This is a genomic window from Pseudomonas sp. F8002 (genome assembly GCF_013385495.1).
Classification (GTDB): domain Bacteria; phylum Pseudomonadota; class Gammaproteobacteria; order Pseudomonadales; family Pseudomonadaceae; genus Aquipseudomonas.
The window spans coordinates 130,138-152,472 of record NZ_JACAPW010000031.1 but is presented as its reverse complement, the minus strand read 5'-3'; the positions used below and the strand labels follow the sequence as shown (position 1 = coordinate 152,472).

26 protein-coding genes are annotated in these 22,335 nt (G+C 61.3%); 16 read left to right on the top strand and 10 right to left on the bottom strand.

Annotated elements, in window-relative coordinates; genetic code table 11:
• Window positions 1–20: 20 nt before the first annotated feature.
• Complete coding sequence (locus HX811_RS22305) at window positions 21–1,829, bottom strand: monovalent cation:proton antiporter-2 (CPA2) family protein (RefSeq protein ID WP_102604789.1); 1,809 nt, start codon at window positions 1,827–1,829, stop codon at window positions 21–23.
• Between the two features lie 359 nt (window positions 1,830–2,188).
• Here HX811_RS22305 and HX811_RS22300 point away from each other — a divergent pair, with 359 nt between their 5' ends.
• From HX811_RS22300 to HX811_RS22290, 3 genes are all read left to right on the top strand, one after another.
• Window positions 2,189–2,554, top strand: a complete 366-nt coding sequence (locus HX811_RS22300; RefSeq protein WP_177047430.1) for a type II toxin-antitoxin system RelE/ParE family toxin — start codon at window positions 2,189–2,191, stop codon at window positions 2,552–2,554.
• Window positions 2,547–2,852 (top strand): XRE family transcriptional regulator, encoded by a 306-nt coding sequence (locus HX811_RS22295; RefSeq protein ID WP_003208085.1) that lies wholly within the window; start codon window positions 2,547–2,549, stop codon window positions 2,850–2,852. The genes HX811_RS22300 and HX811_RS22295 overlap by 8 nt, the downstream gene beginning before the upstream one ends.
• A 119-nt stretch (window positions 2,853–2,971) precedes the next feature.
• Window positions 2,972–3,868 (top strand): LysR family transcriptional regulator, encoded by an 897-nt coding sequence (locus HX811_RS22290; protein WP_256579771.1) that lies wholly within the window; start codon window positions 2,972–2,974, stop codon window positions 3,866–3,868.
• Here the strand turns inward: HX811_RS22290 and HX811_RS22285 are convergent.
• Window positions 3,858–4,259, bottom strand: coding sequence for a RidA family protein (locus HX811_RS22285; RefSeq protein ID WP_003208087.1), 402 nt, complete (start codon window positions 4,257–4,259; stop codon window positions 3,858–3,860). The genes HX811_RS22290 and HX811_RS22285 overlap by 11 nt on opposite strands.
• A 181-nt stretch (window positions 4,260–4,440) precedes the next feature.
• Between HX811_RS22285 and HX811_RS22280 the strand changes: the two genes are divergently transcribed.
• Together HX811_RS22280 and HX811_RS22275 are read left to right on the top strand one after the other, a co-directional pair.
• A complete protein-coding gene (locus tag HX811_RS22280) occupies window positions 4,441–5,994 on the top strand; it encodes a DUF726 domain-containing protein (RefSeq protein WP_177047428.1) in 1,554 nt (517 codons plus the stop codon).
• Window positions 5,995–6,035: 41 nt separating this feature from the next.
• Entirely contained in the window at window positions 6,036–7,355 is a 1,320-nt protein-coding gene (locus HX811_RS22275; protein ID WP_087694160.1) for an Nramp family divalent metal transporter, read from the top strand.
• Window positions 7,356–7,365: 10 nt separating this feature from the next.
• On the opposite strand, the gene HX811_RS22270 is transcribed toward HX811_RS22275, so the two are convergent.
• From HX811_RS22270 to HX811_RS22260, 3 genes are all read right to left on the bottom strand, one after another.
• The gene (locus HX811_RS22270; RefSeq protein ID WP_003208092.1) at window positions 7,366–7,743 is read right to left on the bottom strand and encodes a type II toxin-antitoxin system VapC family toxin; all 378 of its coding nucleotides are present in this window, start codon (window positions 7,741–7,743) and stop codon (window positions 7,366–7,368) included.
• The gene (locus HX811_RS32070) at window positions 7,740–8,111 is read right to left on the bottom strand and encodes a type II toxin-antitoxin system Phd/YefM family antitoxin (protein WP_003208094.1); all 372 of its coding nucleotides are present in this window, start codon (window positions 8,109–8,111) and stop codon (window positions 7,740–7,742) included. Before HX811_RS32070 ends, HX811_RS22270 begins: the two co-directional genes overlap by 4 nt.
• Before the next feature lie 138 nt (window positions 8,112–8,249).
• Window positions 8,250–9,182 (bottom strand): LysR family transcriptional regulator, encoded by a 933-nt coding sequence (locus HX811_RS22260; RefSeq protein WP_023658922.1) that lies wholly within the window; start codon window positions 9,180–9,182, stop codon window positions 8,250–8,252.
• Window positions 9,183–9,300: 118 nt separating this feature from the next.
• Here HX811_RS22260 and HX811_RS22255 point away from each other — a divergent pair, with 118 nt between their 5' ends.
• From HX811_RS22255 to HX811_RS22245, 3 genes are all read left to right on the top strand, one after another.
• On the top strand, window positions 9,301–9,786 hold the full coding sequence (locus HX811_RS22255; RefSeq protein ID WP_008437061.1) for a DMT family transporter: 486 nt from the start codon (window positions 9,301–9,303) through the stop codon (window positions 9,784–9,786).
• 4 nt (window positions 9,787–9,790) lie between these two features.
• A complete protein-coding gene (locus tag HX811_RS22250) occupies window positions 9,791–10,246 on the top strand; it encodes a DMT family transporter (protein ID WP_008437062.1) in 456 nt (151 codons plus the stop codon).
• A gap of 92 nt (window positions 10,247–10,338) precedes the next feature.
• The gene (locus tag HX811_RS22245; RefSeq protein WP_008437063.1) at window positions 10,339–10,509 is read left to right on the top strand and encodes a metallothionein; all 171 of its coding nucleotides are present in this window, start codon (window positions 10,339–10,341) and stop codon (window positions 10,507–10,509) included.
• Window positions 10,510–10,626: 117 nt separating this feature from the next.
• Here the strand turns inward: HX811_RS22245 and HX811_RS22240 are convergent, their stop codons facing one another.
• Window positions 10,627–10,869, bottom strand: coding sequence for a DUF6555 family protein (locus HX811_RS22240; RefSeq protein WP_003208104.1), 243 nt, complete (start codon window positions 10,867–10,869; stop codon window positions 10,627–10,629).
• Between the two features lie 116 nt (window positions 10,870–10,985).
• Here HX811_RS22240 and HX811_RS22235 point away from each other — a divergent pair, with 116 nt between their 5' ends.
• From HX811_RS22235 to HX811_RS22225, 3 genes are all read left to right on the top strand, one after another.
• Window positions 10,986–11,750 carry a helix-turn-helix domain-containing protein gene (locus tag HX811_RS22235; protein WP_177047511.1) on the top strand — a complete coding sequence of 255 codons (765 nt, stop codon included), beginning with the start codon at window positions 10,986–10,988 and terminating at the stop codon, window positions 11,748–11,750.
• An 89-nt stretch (window positions 11,751–11,839) separates the two neighbouring features.
• Complete coding sequence (locus HX811_RS22230) at window positions 11,840–12,013, top strand: DUF1427 family protein (protein WP_003208108.1); 174 nt, start codon at window positions 11,840–11,842, stop codon at window positions 12,011–12,013.
• A 30-nt stretch (window positions 12,014–12,043) separates the two neighbouring features.
• Window positions 12,044–13,003: a zinc-binding alcohol dehydrogenase family protein gene (locus HX811_RS22225; protein WP_177047426.1), complete on the top strand. Its 960-nt coding sequence runs from the start codon at window positions 12,044–12,046 to the stop codon at window positions 13,001–13,003.
• 142 nt (window positions 13,004–13,145) lie between these two features.
• Here the strand turns inward: HX811_RS22225 and HX811_RS22220 are convergent, their stop codons facing one another.
• Window positions 13,146–14,183 carry a purine nucleoside permease gene (locus HX811_RS22220; RefSeq protein WP_134326843.1) on the bottom strand — a complete coding sequence of 346 codons (1,038 nt, stop codon included), beginning with the start codon at window positions 14,181–14,183 and terminating at the stop codon, window positions 13,146–13,148.
• A 20-nt stretch (window positions 14,184–14,203) separates the two neighbouring features.
• Window positions 14,204–15,160, bottom strand: coding sequence for a nucleoside-specific channel-forming protein Tsx (locus tag HX811_RS22215; RefSeq protein WP_032899590.1), 957 nt, complete (start codon window positions 15,158–15,160; stop codon window positions 14,204–14,206).
• A gap of 224 nt (window positions 15,161–15,384) precedes the next feature.
• Between HX811_RS22215 and HX811_RS22210 the strand changes: the two genes are divergently transcribed.
• A complete protein-coding gene (locus HX811_RS22210; RefSeq protein ID WP_177047424.1) occupies window positions 15,385–16,194 on the top strand; it encodes an aminoglycoside phosphotransferase family protein in 810 nt (269 codons plus the stop codon).
• On the opposite strand, the gene HX811_RS22205 is transcribed toward HX811_RS22210, so the two are convergent.
• Complete coding sequence (locus HX811_RS22205; protein WP_177047422.1) at window positions 16,164–17,111, bottom strand: AraC family transcriptional regulator; 948 nt, start codon at window positions 17,109–17,111, stop codon at window positions 16,164–16,166. The two genes, HX811_RS22210 and HX811_RS22205, sit on opposite strands and share 31 nt — an antisense overlap.
• A 265-nt stretch (window positions 17,112–17,376) precedes the next feature.
• Here HX811_RS22205 and HX811_RS22200 point away from each other — a divergent pair, with 265 nt between their 5' ends.
• A complete protein-coding gene (locus tag HX811_RS22200) occupies window positions 17,377–18,636 on the top strand; it encodes a sugar ABC transporter substrate-binding protein (RefSeq protein ID WP_371132453.1) in 1,260 nt (419 codons plus the stop codon).
• Between the two features lie 22 nt (window positions 18,637–18,658).
• Window positions 18,659–19,432, top strand: a complete 774-nt coding sequence (locus tag HX811_RS22195) for an L-iditol 2-dehydrogenase (RefSeq protein WP_003208119.1) — start codon at window positions 18,659–18,661, stop codon at window positions 19,430–19,432.
• Between the two features lie 163 nt (window positions 19,433–19,595).
• Here the strand turns inward: HX811_RS22195 and HX811_RS22190 are convergent, their stop codons facing one another.
• Window positions 19,596–20,303 carry an NUDIX hydrolase gene (locus HX811_RS22190; RefSeq protein ID WP_177047418.1) on the bottom strand — a complete coding sequence of 236 codons (708 nt, stop codon included), beginning with the start codon at window positions 20,301–20,303 and terminating at the stop codon, window positions 19,596–19,598.
• A 147-nt stretch (window positions 20,304–20,450) separates the two neighbouring features.
• On the opposite strand from HX811_RS22190, the gene HX811_RS22185 reads away from it, so the two are divergent.
• Entirely contained in the window at window positions 20,451–21,098 is a 648-nt protein-coding gene (locus tag HX811_RS22185; RefSeq protein ID WP_003208124.1) for a nicotinamidase, read from the top strand.
• Window positions 21,099–21,108: 10 nt separating this feature from the next.
• Window positions 21,109–22,335, top strand: a complete 1,227-nt coding sequence (gene pncB, locus HX811_RS22180) for a nicotinate phosphoribosyltransferase (protein WP_177047416.1) — start codon at window positions 21,109–21,111, stop codon at window positions 22,333–22,335.

Genomic DNA, 22,335 nt, shown 5'->3' with positions numbered 1-22,335 from the left:
AAGATCGTTCATCTCCATCCCTACACCTTGTCGGACTCTTCCTCGATCCGGTCCATCTCAAACAGCCGTGCCAGTTCCGTCCGGGCTTCCTGGGCAGACTGCATCACCTTGGCCGCGTCGTCATACACGGCGTGTTGGGCCGCCAGCAATTGCAGGTCATGGTTTTTGAAGCGGCTGATGCGCGCGTCGGCCTGGGCCTGGGTCAAGCCAAGGCCCACCAGGGTGCGGCGGCTCATTTCCAGGCTGGAGTAAAACGTCTCGCGCACCGGTGACGCGTCGAGGTCCACCAGGCGGTGCACATGCTGGCGGTTACGGGCGCGGGCGATGATCTTCATGTGCGGGTAGAGGCTGCGTACCAGCGCGGCGGTCTTGATGTTGATCTCGGGGTCGTCCATGGCGATCACGAAAAACTCGGCCTGGTCGACTTTCGCTGCGTGAAGGATTTCCGGGCGCTGCGGGTCGCCGTAGAACACCGGCATGCCGCCGAAACTGCGGGTCAGTTCGATGGTTTCCACTGAGGTGTCGAGGGCAATGAACGAGATGTTCTGTGCCCGCAGGATCCGCGCCACGATCTGCCCCATGCGGCCCATCCCGGCGATCACCACCCGTGGCGCATCGCTTTCGATGGCACGGTATTCCTCGGGCACTTCCACCGGCTTGGCCTTGGGCTTGAACAGCTTCGGGCAGAGCAACAGCAGCAATGGCGTCACGGCCATGGACAGGGTGATGGTCAACACCAGGATGTCGTAGAGGTGCGGCTCGAACAGGCCTTGGTCGCGGCCGATCTTGAACACCACGAATGCGAACTCACCACCGGCTGCCAGCACCACGCCCAGGCGCAGCGCGCTTTCAGGGTTCAGGCCGCCTGCCAGGCGACCCACGCAAAACAGCAGCGGCAACTTGATGGCGATCAGCAGCAGGGTCAGCCCCAGCACGATCACCGGCGCGCTGAACAGCAGGCTGATATTGGCGCCCATGCCCACGCTGATAAAAAACAGACCCAGCAGCAGGCCCTTGAACGGTTCGATCTGCGATTCCAGCTCATGCCGGTATTCGGAGTCTGCCAGCAGCAACCCGGCGAGGAAGGCGCCGAGGGCCATGGATACGCCCACCAATTCCATCAGCCATGCGGTGCCGATCACCACCAGCAACGCGGTGGCGGTGGAGACCTCCCGCAGGCCGGTCTTGGCGACGATGCGAAACACCGGCCGCAACAGATAGCGCCCGCCGATGATCACCACGGCGATGCTGCCCAGTACTTCCAGGCCGTGTCGCAGGCCCTGGGAGGTGGTGGCGGGATGATCGCTGCCCGCGAGCAGCGGCACCATGGCGATCAACGGGATGGCGGCGATGTCCTGGAACAACAGAATCGCAAAGGCCAGTCGCCCGTGGGGCTGGTTGAGTTCCTTGCGCTCGGCGAGGCTTTGCAGGCCAAACGCGGTGGAGGAGAGCGCCAGGCCAAGGCCCAGCACAATCGCGCTGTTCCATGATTGGCCAAACACGAACAGCGCGACCACGCCGATCACGGTGCCCGTCAGCAACACCTGCGCCAGGCCTACACCGAACACTGCCTTGCGCATCACCCACAGACGCTTCGGTGACAACTCCAGGCCAATGATGAACAGCAGCAATACCACCCCAAGTTCGGAAAACTGGCTGACGCTTTGCGGGTTGCCCACCAGGCCCAGCACCGATGGGCCGATGATCACTCCGGCCAGCAAGTAACCCAGCACGGCACCCAGTTGCAGGCGCTTGGCCAGGGGCACGGTCAGGACGGCAGCGAGCAGGAATACAACGGCCGCTTGTAACAGGTTGCCTTCATGGGGCATTGGGGACTCCGGGATCGTTTTGCTGAATCAACAGGTTTTACTGTAGGAGCGAGCTTGCTTTGCAGGTCCCAAGGCCTTCGCCTCCGGGTTCATTGGATGTCGTCCGGTTCCTTCGCGGCACTCTCCAAACTATTAATACCATTTATTTCAATGAGTTTTATGCACGTGGCGGTCGGCATCATCCGTGGTGCCGGCGCTGTGGTCGTGTCTTCAGCCGCGCGAAAGGGTGGTTTTTTATGGGCTGAGCATTGTGCGGGAATAATCTACAAACACTTTTCCGGGACAAACGGAAGCCTGTACACGCCAGGAACTCCTACAGTTATGCCCTTGAGTTTATATTCCATGGATGGCATATTTGCATGAGTTGGGACGTTGAATACACGGACGAGTTTGGAATCTGGTGGGGCGGTCTGGATGCAAAGGAGCAATCCTCAGTATCGGCCAGTGTGGATTTACTGGGCCTTCTGGGGCCAGGCCTTGGCTTCCCCCACAGCAGTGACATCAAGGGCTCCAGGCATGGCTGCCTGCGAGAGTTGCGGGTGCAACATGCCGGGCGGCCTTACCGCGTTCTGTATGCATTTGATCCGCGCCGGTGTGCCTTGTTGCTGATTGGCGGGGATAAAACCGGTCGAGGCCGGTGGTATGACGAATACGTCCCGCTGGCTGAGAAGTTGTATGACGAATATTTGGAAACACTGCTTAAAGAGGGCCGTCACCATGGCTAAAAAATTCAGTGAGCTGCAGGCTCGCATGACACCGCAAGCCCGGGCCGATGCAGAGCGCATCTTCCAGCAACACCTGAAAGAAATGCCCCTGCATGAACTGCGCAAGGCGCAACAGATGAGCCAGGATACGCTGGCCAAGGCGCTGAATATCAATCAGGCGGCAGTGTCCAAAATGGAGCGGCGCACCGACATGTATATCAGCACGCTGCGTAACTACATTCGCGCCATGGGAGGAGAACTGGAGATTGTCGCTACGTTTCCTGATGGCCAGGTAAAGATCGAGAACTTTGCCCACTGAGTCATCCGCTCCGTCAAAAGCCCGGCCATGCGCCGGGCTTTTTTGTTCGCTGAATGCCTGTCGTCATTGTGCAGCTTAATGGACAATACTCGCCATTCTTGCCCTCATCGGACATCAACGTGAACCAGCTCCTCGCCATGCGTGCCTTCGTCCGTGTCGTCGAAACCGGCTCCTTCAGCCGCGCATCCGACCAACTGGCACTGCCGCGTTCCACCGTCAGTAAACTCATCACGGACCTGGAGAAGCACCTTGGCGTCAAGTTGATGCATCGCACCACCCGTGCGCTGGCGGCGACGCCGGAGGGGTTGGAGTACTACAGCCACGCGCTGTGCCTGGTGGCGGAACTCGATGAACTGGACAATGCCCTGCGCGGGCAGAAGCTCAAGCCCGGCGGCCACCTGAAAGTGGATGCGCCGGCGTCCTTTGCCAATTGCCTGCTGATCCCGGCGCTGGTGGATTTTCATCGTGAGTACCCTGAGATCACCATCGCCCTGGGCATCAGCGACCGCGCCGTGAATATCGTGGGGGAGGGTGTGGATTGCGTGCTGCGCGCTGGCAAGCTCGATGACATGGCAATGATCGCCCGCAAGGTTGTCGACCTCGAGTACGTCACGTGCGCGGCGCCCGGTTACTTGGAGCGCATGGGTACGCCCGTGTCTCCCGAAGACCTCGAGAAGAACCACCTCAAGGCGGGGTATTTCTTTGCCGGGTCGGGTAAGCCGGAGCCGTTGATTTTCGAGAAGGGCGCGACTCGGTATGAGGTAGGCAACTGCGCGTTTTCCACCAACGAAGGCAACGGCCTCAAGGAAATGCTGCTCGCCGGCCTGGGCGTCGGGCAGCATTTCAAGACCATCGTTGACTACTACGTAGAGGCAGGCCAGTTAGTCCCGGTACTCGAAGACTGGACCCGGCCCGCCACGCCCTTGCACATCATCTATCCACCCAATCGCCATCAGAACGCCCGGCTGAAGGTGTTTATCGACTGGGTGATCGAGCGGTTCGGCGTCAGGCAATAATCGCTGTCACGCGGATTTCAATGCGCATTGCCGGCAGCCCCAGGGCTTCTACTCCCAGCTCAGTCCAGATGGGGGCGTGATTGGGCATGTAATGGCGGTACCACTTGACCATCTGCTCGTTCACCTCCGGCGGGAAACCTCCCACGTGGTAGGAATTGACGTGTACCACATGCTCCCAGCCGGCGCCGGCTGCCGCCAGGGTGCGTTCGAGGTTTTGAAAGGCCAGGGCGATCTCGTCGGTGAGGGATTCGGGAATCTGGAACTCGTCATCCCAGCCGCCCTGGCCCGAGGTTTCGACGCGGTTGCCGATTTTTACCGCCTGGGTGTAATGCAGGGTCTCGCGTGCAATGTCGCCGTAACCGGGTGTGATGAAAAACTCGGGCTTGCTCATGGTGTTCCTCGGTTTCAGTGGTTGACCCGACAAAGGTTAATGGACTGAATCTGCGAACAAAATCCGCGTTTCTTGTCATCACTGTGCAGGGATGTGGATAGTCCGAGTATCAGTTTTTCACATTCCCGTAGCCCGCCCTTTGTTACTATCGCCCTCCGTCGTCGCCAGGAGTCACCGTCACATGCAACACCAGTGGGATGAAATGCACCGCACCCGCAAGCCCACGTTTGTGTTGTGTGGCGAGCCCCAGGGGGATGTGCTCAATCTCTACGTGCATGGTTATTCGGCGTTCTTCAACCAGCAACAACTGGGTAGTTTCTCCCGGCAACTGGCAACCATCGAAGGCTCCACCAACCTGATGCTGTTCTGGCCGGCAGGGCATTTCCTGGAAAACCTGTTTGCGCCGTTCAAGGATGTGATTACCTCGATGCTGGGTGGCGGTAGCCTGGGTGCCGCAACCATCGGGGTGGGCAAGGCGATTGCCTATTTCCTCGACCACTACAAAAGCGTCGAGGCGCGGGTGGATGAGGTCGCCAAAAGCCTGCTGCCCGAATTGGCCAACTACCTCCATGGCGAGTCGATCAAGGTGCGGCAGATCAACCTGATCGGCCACTCCCTGGGCGCGCGGATCCTGGTCAAGAGCCTGCTGGCCAGCCCTGAGGTGGCCCGTGAGTTGCCGCTGAACAACCTGCTGCTGATGGGCGGTGCGATTTGTACCTCCAGCCCCTGGGACCTGGTCTCGGCGCCGCTCAGCGGTCGGGTGATCAACTGCCACTCGAGCAAGGATTGGGCGCTGGCGCTCAAGCCGGACACCGAGCGCTGCATCGGTCGTTATGCGATCCCGCTGACACCGGCGCTCAAGGCCAAGGTCGCCAACGTGCACCTGGCCACGTTCGACCACGCCGCGTATTGGCCGCAACTGAAGACGGTGGTGCAGTACACCGACCTGCTGCAGGAACGCCGGGGCATGATCCGCGCCGATCAACGCAGCAGCGAAGTGCGCTTTGCGCAAGAGGATGTCGAGCTGTTCCCGCTGCTGGTGCAGGCGCGGCCGGAGGAATTGCAGTTTTTCGCCGAGCTGATGGCGCAAAAGCGCAGTGCCTCTATCGACGCCACCGTGCGCGAGCCCTTGAAGCTGGCCATCGAGTTGCAGCGCATGGGCGGCGACACCTTTATGAACCTGGCCCGTGGTCATGGCGTGAGCTATCGCGAAATCGCCCAGGACGTGGCGCAGCGGGTGGGTATCAAGTTTGATCAACCGATCGAGAAAGTGGCCCTGGCGGATCTGGAGTTACAGGTTGCCGAGCGGCTGATCGAGCAATACAAGGACAAGCTCAGCCAGGCTGATCGCCAAGTGTTCGAGGCAGAGTTGAAGGCTGCGGCACAAAAGGAGCAGGGTTTTTTCAATCGTTTCGATGTCGGGCGCTCAGCCACCACTGCCCTCAGCGGGACCGCGCTGGCCGGGTTGACCGGGTTTATCCTGCGCCGGGGCGCGGCCACGGCCATTCCGGTGGTGGGGCAGGCGCTCGCGGCGGCGATGCTGCTGGTGACCGGCGTGCGGGCGTTTTCCGGCCCCGCGTATTCCATCACCACCCTGGCGGTGCTGGTGATCGGGGTGATTCGCGAGCGCCTGGAGCGTGAAGCACTGAACCAGGAGATGGATCTGGTGGTCCAGGTGGTAGAGGCATTTGATCTGCCCCGGGAGACGGTGATGCGTACCGTTGCGTCTGACTGATAAGCTGCGTTCACGTCTTGTGTGAAAGCCTGGTACCCCGCGTGAAATTCAGCCTGCCCAAAATCGCTACCGCCCCGTTCTGCCCGCCGGAAGTCGCCGGCTCCATCGTCGTTGATCCCCGTGCCTCGTTTTTCAAACGTGCGCTGATGTTTGCCGGCCCTGGCTTGCTGATCTCCATCGGCTATATGGACCCGGGCAACTGGGCAACGGCCATCGAGGCCGGTTCGCGCTACGGCTACAACCTGTTGTTCGTGGTGCTGCTGGCGAGCCTGGCGGGGATGGCGGTGCAGTGCCTGTGCTCACGGCTGGGCATCGCCACCGGCAAGGACCTGGCGCAACTGAGCCGCGAGCGCTACAGCCGGCGCTCGTCGTTCGTGCAGTGGATCCTTGCGGAAATCTCGATCATCGCCACCGACCTCGCCGAAGTCCTCGGCTGCGCCCTGGCGTTTCACCTGTTGCTGGGCGTGTCACTGACCACCGGGATTGTCATCACTGCCTTCGATACCTTGCTGATCCTGGCCCTGCAAAATCGAGGTTTCCGCCGGCTGGAAGCGATCATGCTGGCACTGGTGGCGACCATCGGCGTGTGTTTCTTCATCGAGCTGGTGCTGATCAAGCCTTACTGGCCCGACGTGTTTCGTGGTTTCACCCCGTCGTTGTCCGCCATCAGTGATGCCGCACCGTTGTACCTGGCCATTGGCATACTGGGGGCCACGGTGATGCCCCATAACCTCTACCTGCACAGCTCCATTGTGCAAACCCGGCTGGTCGGCAAGGACCTGGCCAGCCGCCAGGACGCGGTGAAACTGGCGCGTATCGATACCATCGGTTCCCTGTCCCTGGCACTGCTGGTCAACGCGGCAATCCTGATACTGGCCGCCGCCGCGTTCCACCAGACTGGCCACACCGATGTGGTGGAAATCCAGGACGCCTATCACTTGCTCGACCCGCTGGTGGGTGGCGCGTTCGCCAGCGTGCTGTTCGGTGTTGCGCTGTTGGCTTCGGGCCAGAGCTCCACGTTCACCGGCACCATTGCCGGGCAAGTGATCATGGAAGGCTACCTCAACCTGCGCATTCCCTGCTGGCAGCGACGCCTGATCACCCGTGGCCTGGCGTTGATCCCGGCGTTCCTCGGGGTGTGGCTGATGGGGGATGATGCCATCGGCAAGCTGCTGATCCTCAGCCAGGTGGTGTTGAGCCTGCAGTTGCCGTTTGCGTTGTTTCCGCTGATCCGCATGACGGGTGACAAGCGCCTTATGGGGCCGTTCGTCAATAGCTTGCCTACGCGGCTGCTGGCCTGGAGCTTGTTTGTGGTGATCAGCGGGGCGAATGCCTGGCTGATCGGGCAGTGGTTGTTTTGAGCGAAGTGAATTAAGTCAAAACGGCCAATGATGTGTATTTCGCCACCATCGGGTCGGCTGTCACTAACTTCATCGGCTCAATGATAGCCGTTGCAATGATGAGCCGATCAAACGGGTCCCTGTGATGGTGTTCAAGGTCCTTGACCGCGATGGCGTGCTCCGAGGTGATGGGCAGTTCCACGTAGCCGCTTTCCAGGCAGTATTCGCGAATTTCGTCCAGGTTTACGTTGAGCTTCCCGAGCCCGACCTTTATCGCCAGCTCCCAGAATGTGGCGGCACTGACGTAAATTTCAGCCGCGTTCTCGATCAGCTTTCTGGCCTTCGCTGGCAGTTTTGGATCATCGCTCAGGGCCCAAAGCAGGATGTGGGTATCCAGCAGTATTCTCATGGGTGGTTTCCCTCAAACGCATCCAGCATGTCGTCTGGCAATGGCGCATCGAAGTCATCCGGCACCACCAGTTTGCCCTTCATCGCGCCGATTCGCCGGCCTGTCGGTTTCCCGACAGGAACAAGGCGAGCCATCGCGCGCCCATGCTTGGCTATGGTGATGATTTGGCCGGCGGCGGCATCATCGACCAGTTTTGATAAATTATTTTTTGCTTCACCCAACGGTACGGTAATCATTTGGTCTTCTCGAGGTTTTGGCCAAATATAGCCAAAATTTCGTAAGCAGGCAAAGATCAACCGACTGCTGGCGGAGGGTGATTTTTGCGGGGACGATTGCAGGTTTCCGAACGGGTAATGACTGGCATCCATGACGTCTCTCCTGAAGGAATTCCTCGAAGTCTGCCCGAGTGCAAGCGGTTTTTGACCCGTGTTGTGGAAAATCAGATCGGACTTACTTGAAGGGGGATTTTTGCCGACAGTGCGGGCCGAATAGTTTCCCACAGTTGCTCAACGGTCCCAGTAAGGCACTGCCCCAAAACACTCGACGAAGTAATCAATCACGGTCCGCACCTTCAACGACAGCCGCCGGCTACCCGGCCACAGCGCAGCAATCTGTTGCGGCTCCAGGGTCGTCGCCACTTCATAGTCGCTGAGCACCGCCTGCAGCGTGCCGGCGCGCAGGCCTTCACCGATCAACCATGACGGGAACACCACCAGCCCCAGGCCTTGTTCGGCAGCGTGGGTCAGGGTGTCGGCGTGGTTGCCGGTGATCGGGCCCTTGACGCTGTAGGACGTCCAGTCGCCCTGGTCCCGGCGGAAGAACCAGCGCTGCTGGCCGGTGACGCCCTTGTAGGCCAGGCACTGGTGGTTCACCAGTTCGTCCGGATGCCGGGGCGTACCGAAACGCTCCAGATAGCCGGGGCTGGCAGCGAGACGAAAGCGCTGGGGGGCGAAGATTCGCGCCTGCATGCCGGAATCGTTCAGCACGCCGATGCGAAACAGCAGGTCTGTGCCGTCTTGCAACGGGTCGACGTAGGTGTCGGTTTGCTGGATATCCAGTTGCAGCTTCGGGTAACGCCGACACAGCTCCCCAAGCCACGGCGAGAGGTGGCGTTGGCCAAACACCATCGGCGCATTGATGCGCACCAGGCCGCTGGGTTCGCTTTCCTGTTCCTGCAGCGCCTGGCCGGCGGCTTCCAGTTGCTCCAGCATCAATCGCGCATGCCGGCCCAGCAGGCGACCGGCTTCGGTAGGGCTGACCGCACGGGTATGGCGGTACAGCAACTGTTGGCCCAGGGCCTGCTCCATCAACTGGACCTGCCGGGAAATGGAGGAGGGCGCCAGGCCTTCGCGGCGTGCGACTTCGGAAAAGCTGCCGTAGTCCAGTACCGCGACAAACAGGCGAAGCGCCTTGAAGCTCAGTTCGTTCAAACCCTGCATCATCACTCCATGCTGTGCGTATTGCGCAAAGGTGTTGTCGGCATGCTCCCATTTATCGCACAGCAGTGCCACCGGATAATACGCGCCATTGTTCCTCTCTCTAACGCGCAGGTGATGTATGCAGGCTTCTTCAGTGGCGGGTGTGGCTCAGGCCAAGCCCAAGACGTTTCTTCGGTTGTTGCTATTGCCGCTGGTGATCTTCGCCGGCATGGGCTTGTCGGTGGAGGCCGGCTTGCTGGGCCCGCTGGGTGTGCAGGTCGGCCACTTGTGGGCGACCTTGAGCATCTTCGGCGTCGGCTCGGCGATCCTGTTTTTGCTGTTGCTGTTCAGCGGCCCGCAAAAGGGTCCGGCGTTGACCGACCTGCCGCGCTGGCAATTGATCGGTGGCTTCCTGGGGCCGATGTACGTGGTGGTGCTGACCCTGGCGACCCCGCATATCGGGATCGCGATGACCATGATTGCGATCTTGTCGGGCCAGGTGGGCAAGAGCGTGCTGATCGACCACTTCGGCTGGTTTGGCACTGCCCGCAAGCGGGTCAACGTGGAGCGCTGGATTGCACTGGCGTTGATTGTGGTGGCACTTGTTCTGATTGCGCGAGGTTAAGGCGATGAACCTGTTTCTGTTGTTGGTATTGGTAGTGGCCGCCGGTGCGGTATTGAGTGTGCAGGCCGCCATCAATGGCCGCCTCGGGCAGGCGGTGGGCGTATTGCGCAGCAGCCTGCTGACCTTTGTCGTGGGCGCGATCAGTACCGGGTTGCTGATTCTGTTCTTTGAGCCCGCCCACGCGGTCAGCCTGCTGGACGTGCCGAAGTGGCAACTGACCGGGGCGTTGTTCGGGGTGGTGTACATGATGGTGATGGTCGGCGCGGTCCCGATTGTCGGCACGGCAGTGGCGACGGTGGCGGTGATTGTCGGGCAGTTGGGCATGGGCATGCTGATCGATAACTTCGGCTGGCTCGGCAACCCGGCGATCGAACTGTCCGGCAGCCGCATCGTGGCGATGCTGTGCCTTGCGCTGGCCCTGGTGTTCATGTACCGCAGCAACGCTCGTCGGGCTGACTGACGGGCCTTTGAACCTTGAATCGTTGCCTATAGTCATTGCTTGAGGTGTCGGCGTTCGCCGCACCTGGACGACCACGAAAAAGGAGTCTGACCATGCAAGAGAAAACATGTGCCTGCCCCCACTGCAACTGCCAGTTGGGGAAAAACGCGGTGATGAAGGATGGCAAGGGCTATTGCTGCCAAGGCTGCGCCGAGCATCATGCCCATGGCGAGCCTTGTGCTTCGGCGACCGGGTGCGAGTGTGCCAAGTCGGCGCACGGCTAACGCAGGCTGCCTTCTGTAGGAGCGAGCTTGCTCGCGAAACACCCGAGAGCGACGCGGGGCACCAGGTGCCCCGCGTCATCGTTAACGACCTTCGCGAGCAAGCTCGCTCCTACTGTTTCACGCGCTGGGGCGCGCATCCGAGCGGCGCCATTGCACGTTTTCGATGCCGAATTTCTCGGCCTGGGGCTGGCTCGTCTTCTTCACCTGCTCACGGGCAAAGCGCCCGATGCGGCCTACGCCGGCGTCGCAGCTCGCCCAATGCCAGGCTTCGGCGTTGTCGAGTTTTTCCAGGCGGATGATGAATGACTTGGGCTGGCCATGCAGCGTGTAGTCGATCACGAAAAGTTTTGCGTTAGTCATGGATCCGTAAACCCTCCTTGTGTCTTTAAGTGACCCTGCGCAGGCAGTAAAAATTCACTCGGATTGTCCGGTTCACGTCTTATCATGGCGTTCCATCCTTGAACGATGTGTCTTCCATGGCCCTTGCCGCGCCTCCCGACCTCAGTGATCACGCCGTCCCCGTGCAACCCTTGGCGCGCACCTACCCGCGTGGGTTGTATGTCGAGCCCCATCAACACGATTGGGGCCAGTTGCTGTATGCCATGAGCGGCGTGATGTGGGTCGAGACACCCCAGGAAGCGCTGGTGGTGCCGCCCCAGCGCGCGGTGTGGCTGCCGCCGGGTGTCGAGCATGGGATTCGCGTGGTGTCGGACTTGCAGATGCGCAACATTTACCTGCGCCCGGCGCTGGCAGCGACCCTGGACAGCCAGGTGCAAGTGATCGAGGTCGGCGGGCTGCTGCGCGAACTGATCGTGGCGCTGGTGGAGCAGGGCGACAAGGGGGACCAGGCCTATTACGAGGCCGTGGTCGGCCTGGCCCTGCTGGAATTGCAACGGGCCCGGCGCTCACCGATCCGCATCGCCTTGCCCGTGGGCGCCGACCGACGCCTGACCAGCGCCTGCCAGGCGGTGATGGCGTCACCGTCCCTGGACATTCCCTTTGAACAGCACGCCGAAGCCGCCGGCGCCAGCGTACGCACCCTGGCCCGGCTGTTCCAGAACAGCCTGGGCATGGGCTTTGCCGAGTGGCGCCGCCAGGTGCAGTTGGCCACCGCCGTGGCCGAGTTGATCCAGGGCCAGTCGGTCAGCGCGATCGCCCGTTCCCTGGGTTATTCGCCGAGCAGTTTCAGCGACATGTTTCGCCGTGAACTGGGGATGGCGCCGTCGCTGTATCCCGTCTGAGGCTTGGCCGAAATCCTGAAGCACTTGGCCGATGCTTCGGTTTCAGGCCCCCTACACTGACCGCCTCAACCCTTGCTGCGGAGTGTTCCATGAATTACCTGATTTCCTTGGCCATCGGCCTGTTGGTCGGCGTGATTTACGGTGCCCTGGACTTTCGCTCGCCTGCGCCTCCTGCCATCGCCCTGATCGGGCTGATGGGCATGCTGATGGGCGAGAAGCTCTGGCCCATGGGCCGGCAAATGGTCAGCGCCTGGTTCTCCTGAAACCCTTTTTAACCTCGATGGATATTGGTCATGAAAGCACTGCAATTTTCCGCCACCGGCGATCTCGCTGCCCTTGCTTGCGTTGATGTCGCCACGCCGGTGCCGGCGGCCGGTGAAGTCCTGGTGCAGATCAAGGCTGCCGGGCTGAACCCCAGCGACGTGAAGAACGTGCTCGGGCGTTTCCCCTACACCACCTTGCCACGCATTCCCGGGCGGGACTTTGCCGGGGTGGTGGTGGAAGGTCCGCAGGAACTCGTTGGCCAGGAAGTCTGGGGCACCGGTCGCGACCTGGGCTTTTTCGCCGACGGTTCCCACGCCCAGTACCTCACCGTGTCGGCCAAGGGCGTGGCGCACAAGCCCAGCCACCTGAGCTTTGCCCAGGCCGCCAGTCTCGGCGTGCCGTACACCACGGCGTGGGATGCGCTTGAGCGCAGCGGTGTAACCAAAGGCACGCGCTTGCTGGTGATGGGTGCCAATGGGGCTGTAGGCAGCGCGGCTTTGGCCCTGGCGAAGATTCGTGGGGCCCAGGTGCTCGGGGCCGTGCGTCGGCCGGAACAGGTCGAGGCCTTGCGCGAGCTGGGTTTCGAGGGGCTGTTACTGGGCCAGCCGGAAGCGCTGGGAGGGCAGGTCAATGCGCTGTTCGGTACGGGCGCCGATGTGATCTTTGACACCACCGGCTTCTGGTTGCCGGCAGCGGTGGCGGCGCTGGCACCTTTTGGCCGTATCGCGATCATCGCCGCGCCGGTTGACGGGCACGTGCAATTGCCGGCCCTGGCGTTGTACCGCAAGGGTGGTTCGGTGGTGGGGATCAATTCGCTGCTCTACAACTGCGAGCAATGCGCCGTGATGCTGGAGCAGTTCGGGCGGTTCTTCGATGAGGACTTGTTGCCGCTGCCGACCGGTTTGCGGGAAGTGTCGCTGGCCGACGGTGTGAAGTGCTTTGAGCAAGTGAACCAGGGCAGTGCCGACAAGATTATCTTCCTGCCCTGACCCGCTTATTGTGGGCGCGGGCTTGTGTGGGAGCGGGCTTGCTCGCGAATACGGTGTGTCAGCCAGTACATTCGGCACTGACCCACCGCTTTCGCGAGCAAGCCCGCTCCCACACAAGCCCGCTCCCACATTTGATCTTTGTTCAGGCTTCGGGAACGCCTTTTTCCCACGCCGACCAGTTCTTCAGAATTGCCTGCACCAGCGGATTACCGGTGCGATACAGGTTCTCCAGCGCCGGTACAAATCCGCCCTGGTCCGCATACTTCAGCAGGTTGTCCACTTCGCTGTAGCCCGGGTACGGCCGATCAAAGTCGGAACCGGCCCGCACCACCGCCAGGCGATTGATATCCACCAACCCTTCACGGCTGGCCCGCAGCAACGCTTCATAGGTGGAGTTGTCTTCCTGCTGGGTGGTGCAGTACGCGCCTTTATTGTCCGTCAGCAATTTGGTCCAGACCTCGGCGCGCTCACTCAGGCGCGTCCCGGAGAACCAGGTATTGCCCGCCAGGGTGTCGCACTGGGTGACCTGCGGCGGCTGATTGGCCGGCGCGTACGGATAGTGTTTGCGCCAGGCCGTGGACTCCTTGCTTTCACTGAGCTCGACTTTTTGCGACAGCGCAAACGCCTTGGCTTGCAGCTTGGGATTGAGCTCGAACACTTCGGTCTTGTAGTCCAGCGGCGGCTTCTCGTTCGGCCCCTTGGTATTGATGCCGATATAGCCGGTCGGCCAGTCCTTCGGCGCGTCCCGTGAATCCAGCTCCCACTGGGTACCGAATTCCACCAGGTAATGCGCCCACGCGGCGGTGCCGATGGTGCCGTGGTGCGGGTTGATCCCGGCAATCCCGGCGATCAGGAAGTAGCTCTGGCGCAGGTCGAACTTGGGCGACAACGCCAGTGCCAGGGTCGAGGCGGCGGCGTTGGTCTGGCCCATGCCGGTCACCAGCAGGCACACGTCCTGGGTGTTGCAGCGAATCACCGGATACTCGGCCGACAAGCCCGGCACGCGCACTTCCTGCTTGAGCTCCAGACGGTCGATCCAGTTCTGCGCCTCGGGGGCAAACATGGTGATCAGCATCACCTTGGGCTTGATCGGGGCCGGTGTATCGGCCAGCACGACCTGCGGCAACAGCGCCCCGGCGGCCAGGCCGATGGCGATTGAAAGGCGGGTAAAGGTCTTCATCTACTGCTCCTTGTTCACACTCAGAATTGATAGCCCACACCGGCGTAGTAACCCCAGCCGTTGGAGCGGGCGCGGAAATTGCCGTCGCCAAAGTTCAGCTCGCTGCCGTCTTCCCAGTTGCCGCCGTTGTGGAAGTAACGGCCTACCAGGGTGAAACGCAGGTGAGTGAACGAATACAACAGCACGTTTGTTGCAACCAGGGAGTTGGCGGTGCGCGCGGGGTTGTCTTTGTGCAGATCCGAGCCGAAATCGTAGTTGGTGAAGCCGATATAGGTCAGCGACGCACCATTGTCGAAGCTGCCGATGGGCACGATGTATTTCATCTGCGCACGGTAGCCGTCCCATGAGTATTCGTTGCTGGCGCCGTAGTTTTCCCACTGGTAACGGCCATAGAAGTTGGCCGACAGGTTGACCCGCGAGTGGGTCTCGATGTCGGTGCCCAGGCCGCTGTACAAGGTGTTGGCACGGTTGTCCTTGTTACTGCCGTGGTCGTAGATCCAGTCAAACGCCACATACCATTCCTTGAACGGGCCGATGGCCAGGCTGCGACCGGCCAGGTAGTCGATGGAGATGCGCGGTTCGTGCTCCATGAACACCGGCGAGCCGTGGTCCCACGCGCCTTTGTCATTGCTGTTGCCGATCCCGAAGATCTTCGGGATGTCGACGTAGCCATACAGTTCGAACGGGCCCTTGCGGCCGAAGTATTCGTACTCCAGGTACACGTCATCGGCGGGTTTGGGGCCGAAGCTGATGTCTTTGCTGCCGATCACCGTCAGGTCCTGGTTGAACCAGTCCGACAGGTACACGCCTTTTTTCGACGGGCTGGCTTCCGGGGCCAGGGCTTCGCCCTGTGCTGAGTCATCGGTGGGTTTTTCCTGCGCCAAAATGGGTCCGCTGAGTACTCCCGTAACGGCAGCCAGTAGCAGGGAAACAGCAAAAGGGGTAGCCGACGCGGATCGTCTGGAAGTGGGTTGCATTGAAAATCCCTGTTCGTACGCGGTTGGGGCCCGATTCTTCGGGTTGAGGTGAACCTGGTTGCCAAGTTCGTTCCGCAAACGTTTGCACAGGTTGTACCAATTTGTGTCAATTGCATGAAGGAATTGAGAAAAGTGGGAAATAGTCGGCCTTTTGGTCAGAAACGTAACGGACCGGGTAAAGGCGTGTGTGGCATCCTGCAGGACCTCGCACTGGGAGTCGCCCGATGTTCGATCACTATTTGAAACGCTGGAACCTGACACCCGAGGGTGACGCCATCATCACCCCCGGCAGCGACCTGCTGCCGGTGCGCTGGGATGGGCAGCCGGCGATGCTCAAGATCGCCCGCGAGCCCGAGGAAAAGCTCGGCGGCGAGTTGATGACTTGGTGGGCCGGCAAGGGAGCCGCCCGCGTGTTTTTCCATGACGGCGATGCCGTGGTGATGGAGCGCGCAACCGGCCCGGGTTCGCTGATGCACATGGCCCTCAACGGTCAGGACGATGAAGCCAGCCGCATTGCCTGCGCCACCGTGGCGTTGTTGCATGCGCCGCGCCCGTCGCCACCGGCGGGCTTGCACTCATTGGAGCTCTGGTTCCGCTCCCTGTGGCTCGCCGCTGAGGGTAAAGGCGGGCGGATACGCGAGTGTGCCGCCACGGCGCGCAGCCTGCTGGCGTCACCTCAGGAACCGGTGGTGCTGCACGGTGATGTGCACCACGACAACATCCTCGATTTCGGCCCCCGGGGCTGGCTGGCGATTGATCCCAAGCGGGTGGCCGGCGAGCGTGGCTATGACTACGCGAATTTGATCTGCAATCCGGATTTGCCCACTTGCACCGATCCGGCGCGATTTATACGCCAGGTCGAGCTCATCGCCGGGGCTGCGGGCCTGGAGCGCCAGCGCCTGTTGCAATGGGTGGTGGCGCACGCCGGTTTGTCGGCGGCGTGGTTTCTGGAGGATGACCAGCGACACCGCGCCGATAGGGAGCTGGAAGTGGCACGCCTGGCTCAATGTGCCTTGGTAAACGGCAGCGCCTGATCACCATTGCGGTTGAACAGGTACATCGCGGTTTCCCGGCGATATTCGCTGGGCGTCTGGTTCATCTCGATGCGAAAGTGCCGGTTGAAGTTGGAGAGGTTGGCGTAACCCACTTCAAAACAGATATCGGCCACTGACATCTCGCTTTGCAGCAACAGGCGGCAGGCGCGCTGCACCCGGAACTTGCGCATCAGGTCGATAAAGCCGTGGCCGGTGACGCGCTTGAAGAACCGCGAGAAGCCCGGTTCGCTCATGTCCAGCCGTTGGGCGATCACCGACAGCCGCAGGTCGCCGGTCAATTCCGTCATCAGGTATTCGAAGGCCTTGTGGATACGCTCCGAGCTGCGCGCATCCAGGCTTGGCGTGTAGCAGGCACTGGCCAGGCAATGGGCTTCCCCGGAGGGCGCCTGCCCCAAGGTATGCAGTAACTGGATGAACAGAATCAGGCGCGCCAAGCCCTCGGCGGGGCCGATGGACTCCAGCAGGTGCGCAGCCTTCAGGGCGGTTTCACCGGTGAATTCCAGGCCGCGCCGGGCCCGGTCAAACAGGCCTTGCAGGTCGCCCAGCTCGGGCAGCGTGGTGCGCAGGGCCAGCAATGCGGCGCCGTCGAACTGCAACACCACATCGCGCCCCGTCAGGTACTCGCCGGGGGCCAGGTCGCCGATCCAGTCGTGGGGCAGGTCGGGGCCGATCAGTGCGACATGGCCGGCGCCAAACGCACCGATATAGTCGCCCGCCACCAGCTTGCCGCTACCCTGGCGGATCAGGTGGATTTCAAATTCGGGGTGATGGTTCCAGCGGGCCAGCTCGAACGGATAGTCATGTTCGTACCAGCGAAAGCCATGCTCGGGCTCGGCCAGAATCACTTCCAGCTCGGCGGGGCGTTGCTCGAAAAGGGCGGATCGGCTTGCTGGCATGGGCTTGGCCCTTCTGGGCTTTTTGGAATGGGACCAAAATACGCCCTTTGCCCGGGCAGCCGCTACCCTGGGTTTTGTCGGTCACTGATACTTTTTTGATCCTGGCTGCGGGGTTAAAAAAGTATCAGCCAGGCATCCGCCATTCGTTTGTTCGGCTCCGGGCAAGCTGCTGTAATCGGGCCGTCAACAACAAAAACAATAAGTGGAAACCGCCATGTTCAAGCTTCCGAAAGCGCTGTTCCTGCTCTCCGGCCTCACTCTGGCGATGGCCAGCCACGCGGCCGAAACCGTGACCATCGCCACGGTCAACAACAGCGACATGATCCGCATGCAGCGCCTGTCCAAGGTGTTCGAAGAGCAGCACCCCGAGGTGAAACTCAACTGGGTGGTGCTCGAAGAAAACGTCCTGCGCCAACGCCTCACCACCGACATCGCGACCCAGGGCGGCCAATTCGACGTGCTGACCATCGGCACCTACGAAACCCCGCTGTGGGGCGCCAAGCACTGGCTGGAACCGATCACGCCGCTGCCCGCCGACTACGACGTGGAAGACATCTTCCCCGCGGTACGCCAGGGCCTGTCGGTGAACAACACCCTCTACGCGTTGCCGTTCTATGGCGAAAGCACCGTCACCTATTACCGCACCGACCTGTTCAAGCAGGCCGGCCTGGCGATGCCCGAGCATCCGACCTGGACCCAGCTGGGGGAGTTCGCCGCCAAGCTCAACCAGCCCGCCAAGGACCAATACGGCATGTGCCTGCGGGGCAAGGCCGGCTGGGGTGAAAACATCGCGTTGCTGAGCACCATGGCCAACGCCTTTGGTGCACGCTGGTTCGACGAACAATGGAAACCCGAGCTGACCAGTCCCGAGTGGACGGCGGCGGCGAACTTCTACGTCAACACCCTGAAAAACTATGGCCCGCCGGGCGTCTCCAGCAACGGTTTCAACGAAACCCTGGCGCTGTTCAACAGCGGCAAATGCGCGATCTGGGTCGACGCCAGCGTTGCCGGCTCGTTCACCACCGACAAAACCCAAAGCAAAGTCGCCGACAGCGTGGGTTTTGCCGCCGCACCCACCGAGGTCACCGACAAGGGTTCGTCGTGGCTGTACGCCTGGTCCCTGGCGATCCCGGCCACCTCCAAACACAAGGATGCCGCCAAGGCCTTCATCACCTGGGCCACCTCCAAGGAATACATCCAGCTGGTAGCGGATAAGGACGGCATCACCAACGTACCGCCGGGCACGCGCCAGTCCACCTACAACGCGGCGTACCTGGCCGCAGCGCCGTTCGCCAAGGTGACCTTGCAGATGATGCAACACGCCGACCCCGCGCACCCGTCGGCCAAACCCGTGCCGTACGTGGGCATCCAATACGTGACGATCCCCGAGTTCCAGGCCATCGGCACCTCGGTGGGCAAGCTGTTTTCGGCAGCGCTCACCGGCGGCATGACGGTCGACAAGGCACTGGCCGAGGCGCAGTCCACCACCGAGCGTGAAATGAAACGCGCCGGCTACCCGAAATAATCACCTCAGGGACACTGCATTGATGAAACGACTGGAAGGTAAAAGTGCGCTGGTCACCGGCAGCGCGCGGGGCATTGGCCGGGCGTTTGCCCAGGCCTACATCAACGAAGGCGCGACCGTCGCCATCGCCGACATCAACCTGGAGCGGGCGCGGGCCACCGCCACGGAGCTGGGCCCGAAAGCCTACGCGGTGGCGATGGATGTCACCGACCAGGCGTCCATCGATGCCGCGATTGCCGCCGTGGTGGCGCAGGCCGGCAAGCTCGACATCCTGATCAACAACGCCGCCTTGTTCGACCTGGCGCCCATCACCGATATCACCCGCGAGAGCTTCGACCGGCTGTTCTCGATCAACGTCGCCGGTACGTTGTTCACCTTGCAGGCGGCGGCCCGGCAGATGATCAAGCAGGGGCATGGCGGCAAGATCATCAACATGGCCAGCCAGGCCGGGCGCCGGGGTGAGCCTCTGGTGGCGGTGTACTGCGCGACCAAGGCGGCGGTGATCAGCCTCACGCAATCGGCGGGGCTGAATCTGATCAAGCAGGGCATCAACGTGAACGCCATCGCGCCGGGAGTGGTGGACGGCGAGCATTGGGACGGGGTGGACGCGATGTTTGCCAAGCACGAAGGGCTGCCGCTGGGCGAGAAGAAAAAGCGCGTAGGAGCAGAGGTACCGTTTGGGCGGATGGGGACTGCCGAGGATTTGACCGGAATGGCGGTTTTCCTCGCGTCCAAAGAAGCCGACTACGTGGTTGCCCAGACCTACAACGTCGACGGCGGCAACTGGATGAATTGAGCGGGACGCAGCTCCTTGAGCCACCGGGGATCAAAAAATGTGGGAGCGGGCTTGCTCGCCAAAGCGGTGTATCAGTCAATCTATCCGGCGACTGACAGTCCGCATTCGCGAGCAAGCCCGCTCCCACAGTTGATCTTCATTGCCCCGGGAAGGGGGCTTGGTCTTATTCGGCAAAGCTGCGATCAAAGAAGTACACCGCCCCAGGCTTCAGATTCTCCACTGTCGCCTGCGGCCGTCCGCCCTCGCCATGCTTCTTGCGCCCCGTCTCCCGCAAAAAACCGGCCTCGGTCAACTTCAGCAACCGCTGGCGAATACTGGTCTTCAGCACCGGCCGCGCCAATACCAGCGAAAAGATCGTAGTCGCCTCCGGCGCACTGAACTCATTGCCCAAAAACATCAATGGCAAGCTGCTGTACAGCGACTTGGAAAACAGCCTTTCCTGTACCGCTGCCGCAATCGCGTTGTGATCGAAGGGCAGCTTGACCCCGCCAGTCGCCACGGCATCAACAGAGCACCACTTTTGATGCCCCCCCAGCTCCACCTCATCTGCCACGATCGCCAGGTAATAGGTCGACGACGACCAGCAGCGCGGATCGCGAAACGCATCGCCCACCGTGCCCACTTGCTCATACCAGGCCAGCGGCAACCCAACCTTGTCACTGGCCCGCAACCGCTCCACGGCATCCTGCAGGCTCAGATCTTGCACGCCGCCATTCACCACTACACCGGGCAAGGCCCAGTGCCCGGCGAAGGGCTCGGCGTCGCGCTGGTTGAGCAATATCTTCAGTTCCCCGGATGCACGGCAATAGAACAGCACGCACAAGTCCACGGTGTGCAGGTAGGCGCTAAGGGTTGGGGCGTGGTCTGGCATGTCGGGTCCTGTGGGCAGCGGTGGGGCACAGTCTAACGGATCAAACGGGTATGTCGTGTACTTGATCCAGCATAGATAACAAAATGTTTCTTGCCATGAAAGTACATGACGTGTACTTTTATATCCAGGCCACAGGAGAACACGACCATGACCGTCTCTAAGAACGCTATCGCCTCATTCGACGTTGACGCCCAGAAGAGCTTCACACCGCTGTGCCCCAACGAATTGCCGGTCGCTGGTGGTGACCAGATCGGCGCCGAGCTCAATTACATGGCCAGCCTCGCCGCGCGCCGTGTCGGCAGCAAGGACGCCCATACCCCGCACGCGCCCTGGGTGGTGCAACAGCACAGCGAGATGCTGCAACCCACCGGGCTGGTACATGCCGATGTCACCTGGGTCGCCCACTGCGTGCCCGGCACCGAAGGTTTCACCCTGTTGGACGAATTGCCCACGCCCTATGACTACGACTACTTCATCTGGAAGGGCGTCGAACCCGACCTGCATCCCTACGGCGCCTGCTACCACGACCTCCACGACAAACTCTCCACCGGCGTTATCGAATACCTCAATGCCCAAGGCATCCAGCGTGTGATTGTCGGCGGCCTGGCCCTGGACTACTGCGTCAAGACCACCGCCTTGCAACTGCTCAAGGCCGGTTTCGAGGTGATCCTGCACCTGCCGGCATGCCGTGGCATCAGCGAGGAGGGCGGTGTGCAGGCGGTCAGCCATCTGCAACAAGCAGGCGTTGTAATTACCCGCAATCGGGAAGAACTGGCCGCGATGGCCGCGCGTTAAGGAGTACCTCATGGAAAGTGCATACGACTACGAAAACGCTGTGATCCAGGGGCTGCTGGACACCGACTACTACACCTTCACCATGATGCAGGCCGTGTTGCACCAGCACCCGAACGTCGATGTGGAATACCAGTTCATCGTCCGCTCCAAAGAGAAACTCGGGCACCTGATTCCCGAACTGCGGGCCGAGCTGGAAAAACTCGCCGGCCTCAACATGCGCGAAGGTGAACTGCGCTTTCTGTTCAACCAACGCCGGGAATACCTGACCCCGGATTTCGAGCGCTTCCTGGGCTTGTTCCGCTTCAACCTGCGCTATATCCACGTCAGTGAAGTCGACGGCCAACTGAACGTCCGCGTGGTCGGCCCGATGCTGCACTGCATCATGTTCGAACAGCCGGTATTGGCCCTGGTCAGCGAGCTGCGCAACCGCGACAAATACCCCGACGTCAGCCTCGAAGACGTCACCCGCAAGCTCTACCAGAAATTCGACTGGCTGGAGAAAAACCTCACCCGCGACGAACTGGCCGACCTGCGTGTCTCGGACTTCTCCACCCGCCGGCGGTTGTCGTTCAAGGCCCAGCGTGAAGTGGTCGACATCATGCGCCGCGACTTTCCCGGCCAGTTCATCGGCACCAGCAATGCGCACCTGGCCTACGAATTCGACCTGCCGCTGATCGGCACCATGGCCCACCAGTGGCTGATGGTGCACCAGCAACTGGGGCGGCTGCGGGAAAGCCAGAATGCGGCGCTGGAAAACTGGGTGCGCGAATACCGTGGGCGCTTGGGTATCGCCCTGACCGACTGCATCAGCACCGACTTTTTCCTCAAGGATTTCGACCTGTACTTTGCCAAACTGTACGACGGTTTGCGCCAGGACTCCGGTGACCCGATCGTCTGGGCCGACAAGGTGTTGGCCCGCTACAAGGAGCTGGGCATCGACCCGATGACCAAGGACCTGATGTTCTCCGATGGCCTGAATTTCGAGAAATGCCTGCCGATACTGCGGCACGTGCGGGGCAAGGCCAAGTTCGGCTTTGGCATGGGCACCAGCCTGGCCTGTGATGTCGACGGAGTGGAGCCGCTGAGCATCGTGATGAAACTGGTGCGGGTGCACGGCGAGCCGGTGGTGAAATTCTCCGATGACCCGATCAAGAACGTCTGCGAAGACGCCTCGTTCCTGCAGTATGCGGCGCAGGTGTTCAACGTCGGCAACGTCAATCCGCAACTGGGGGTGTGA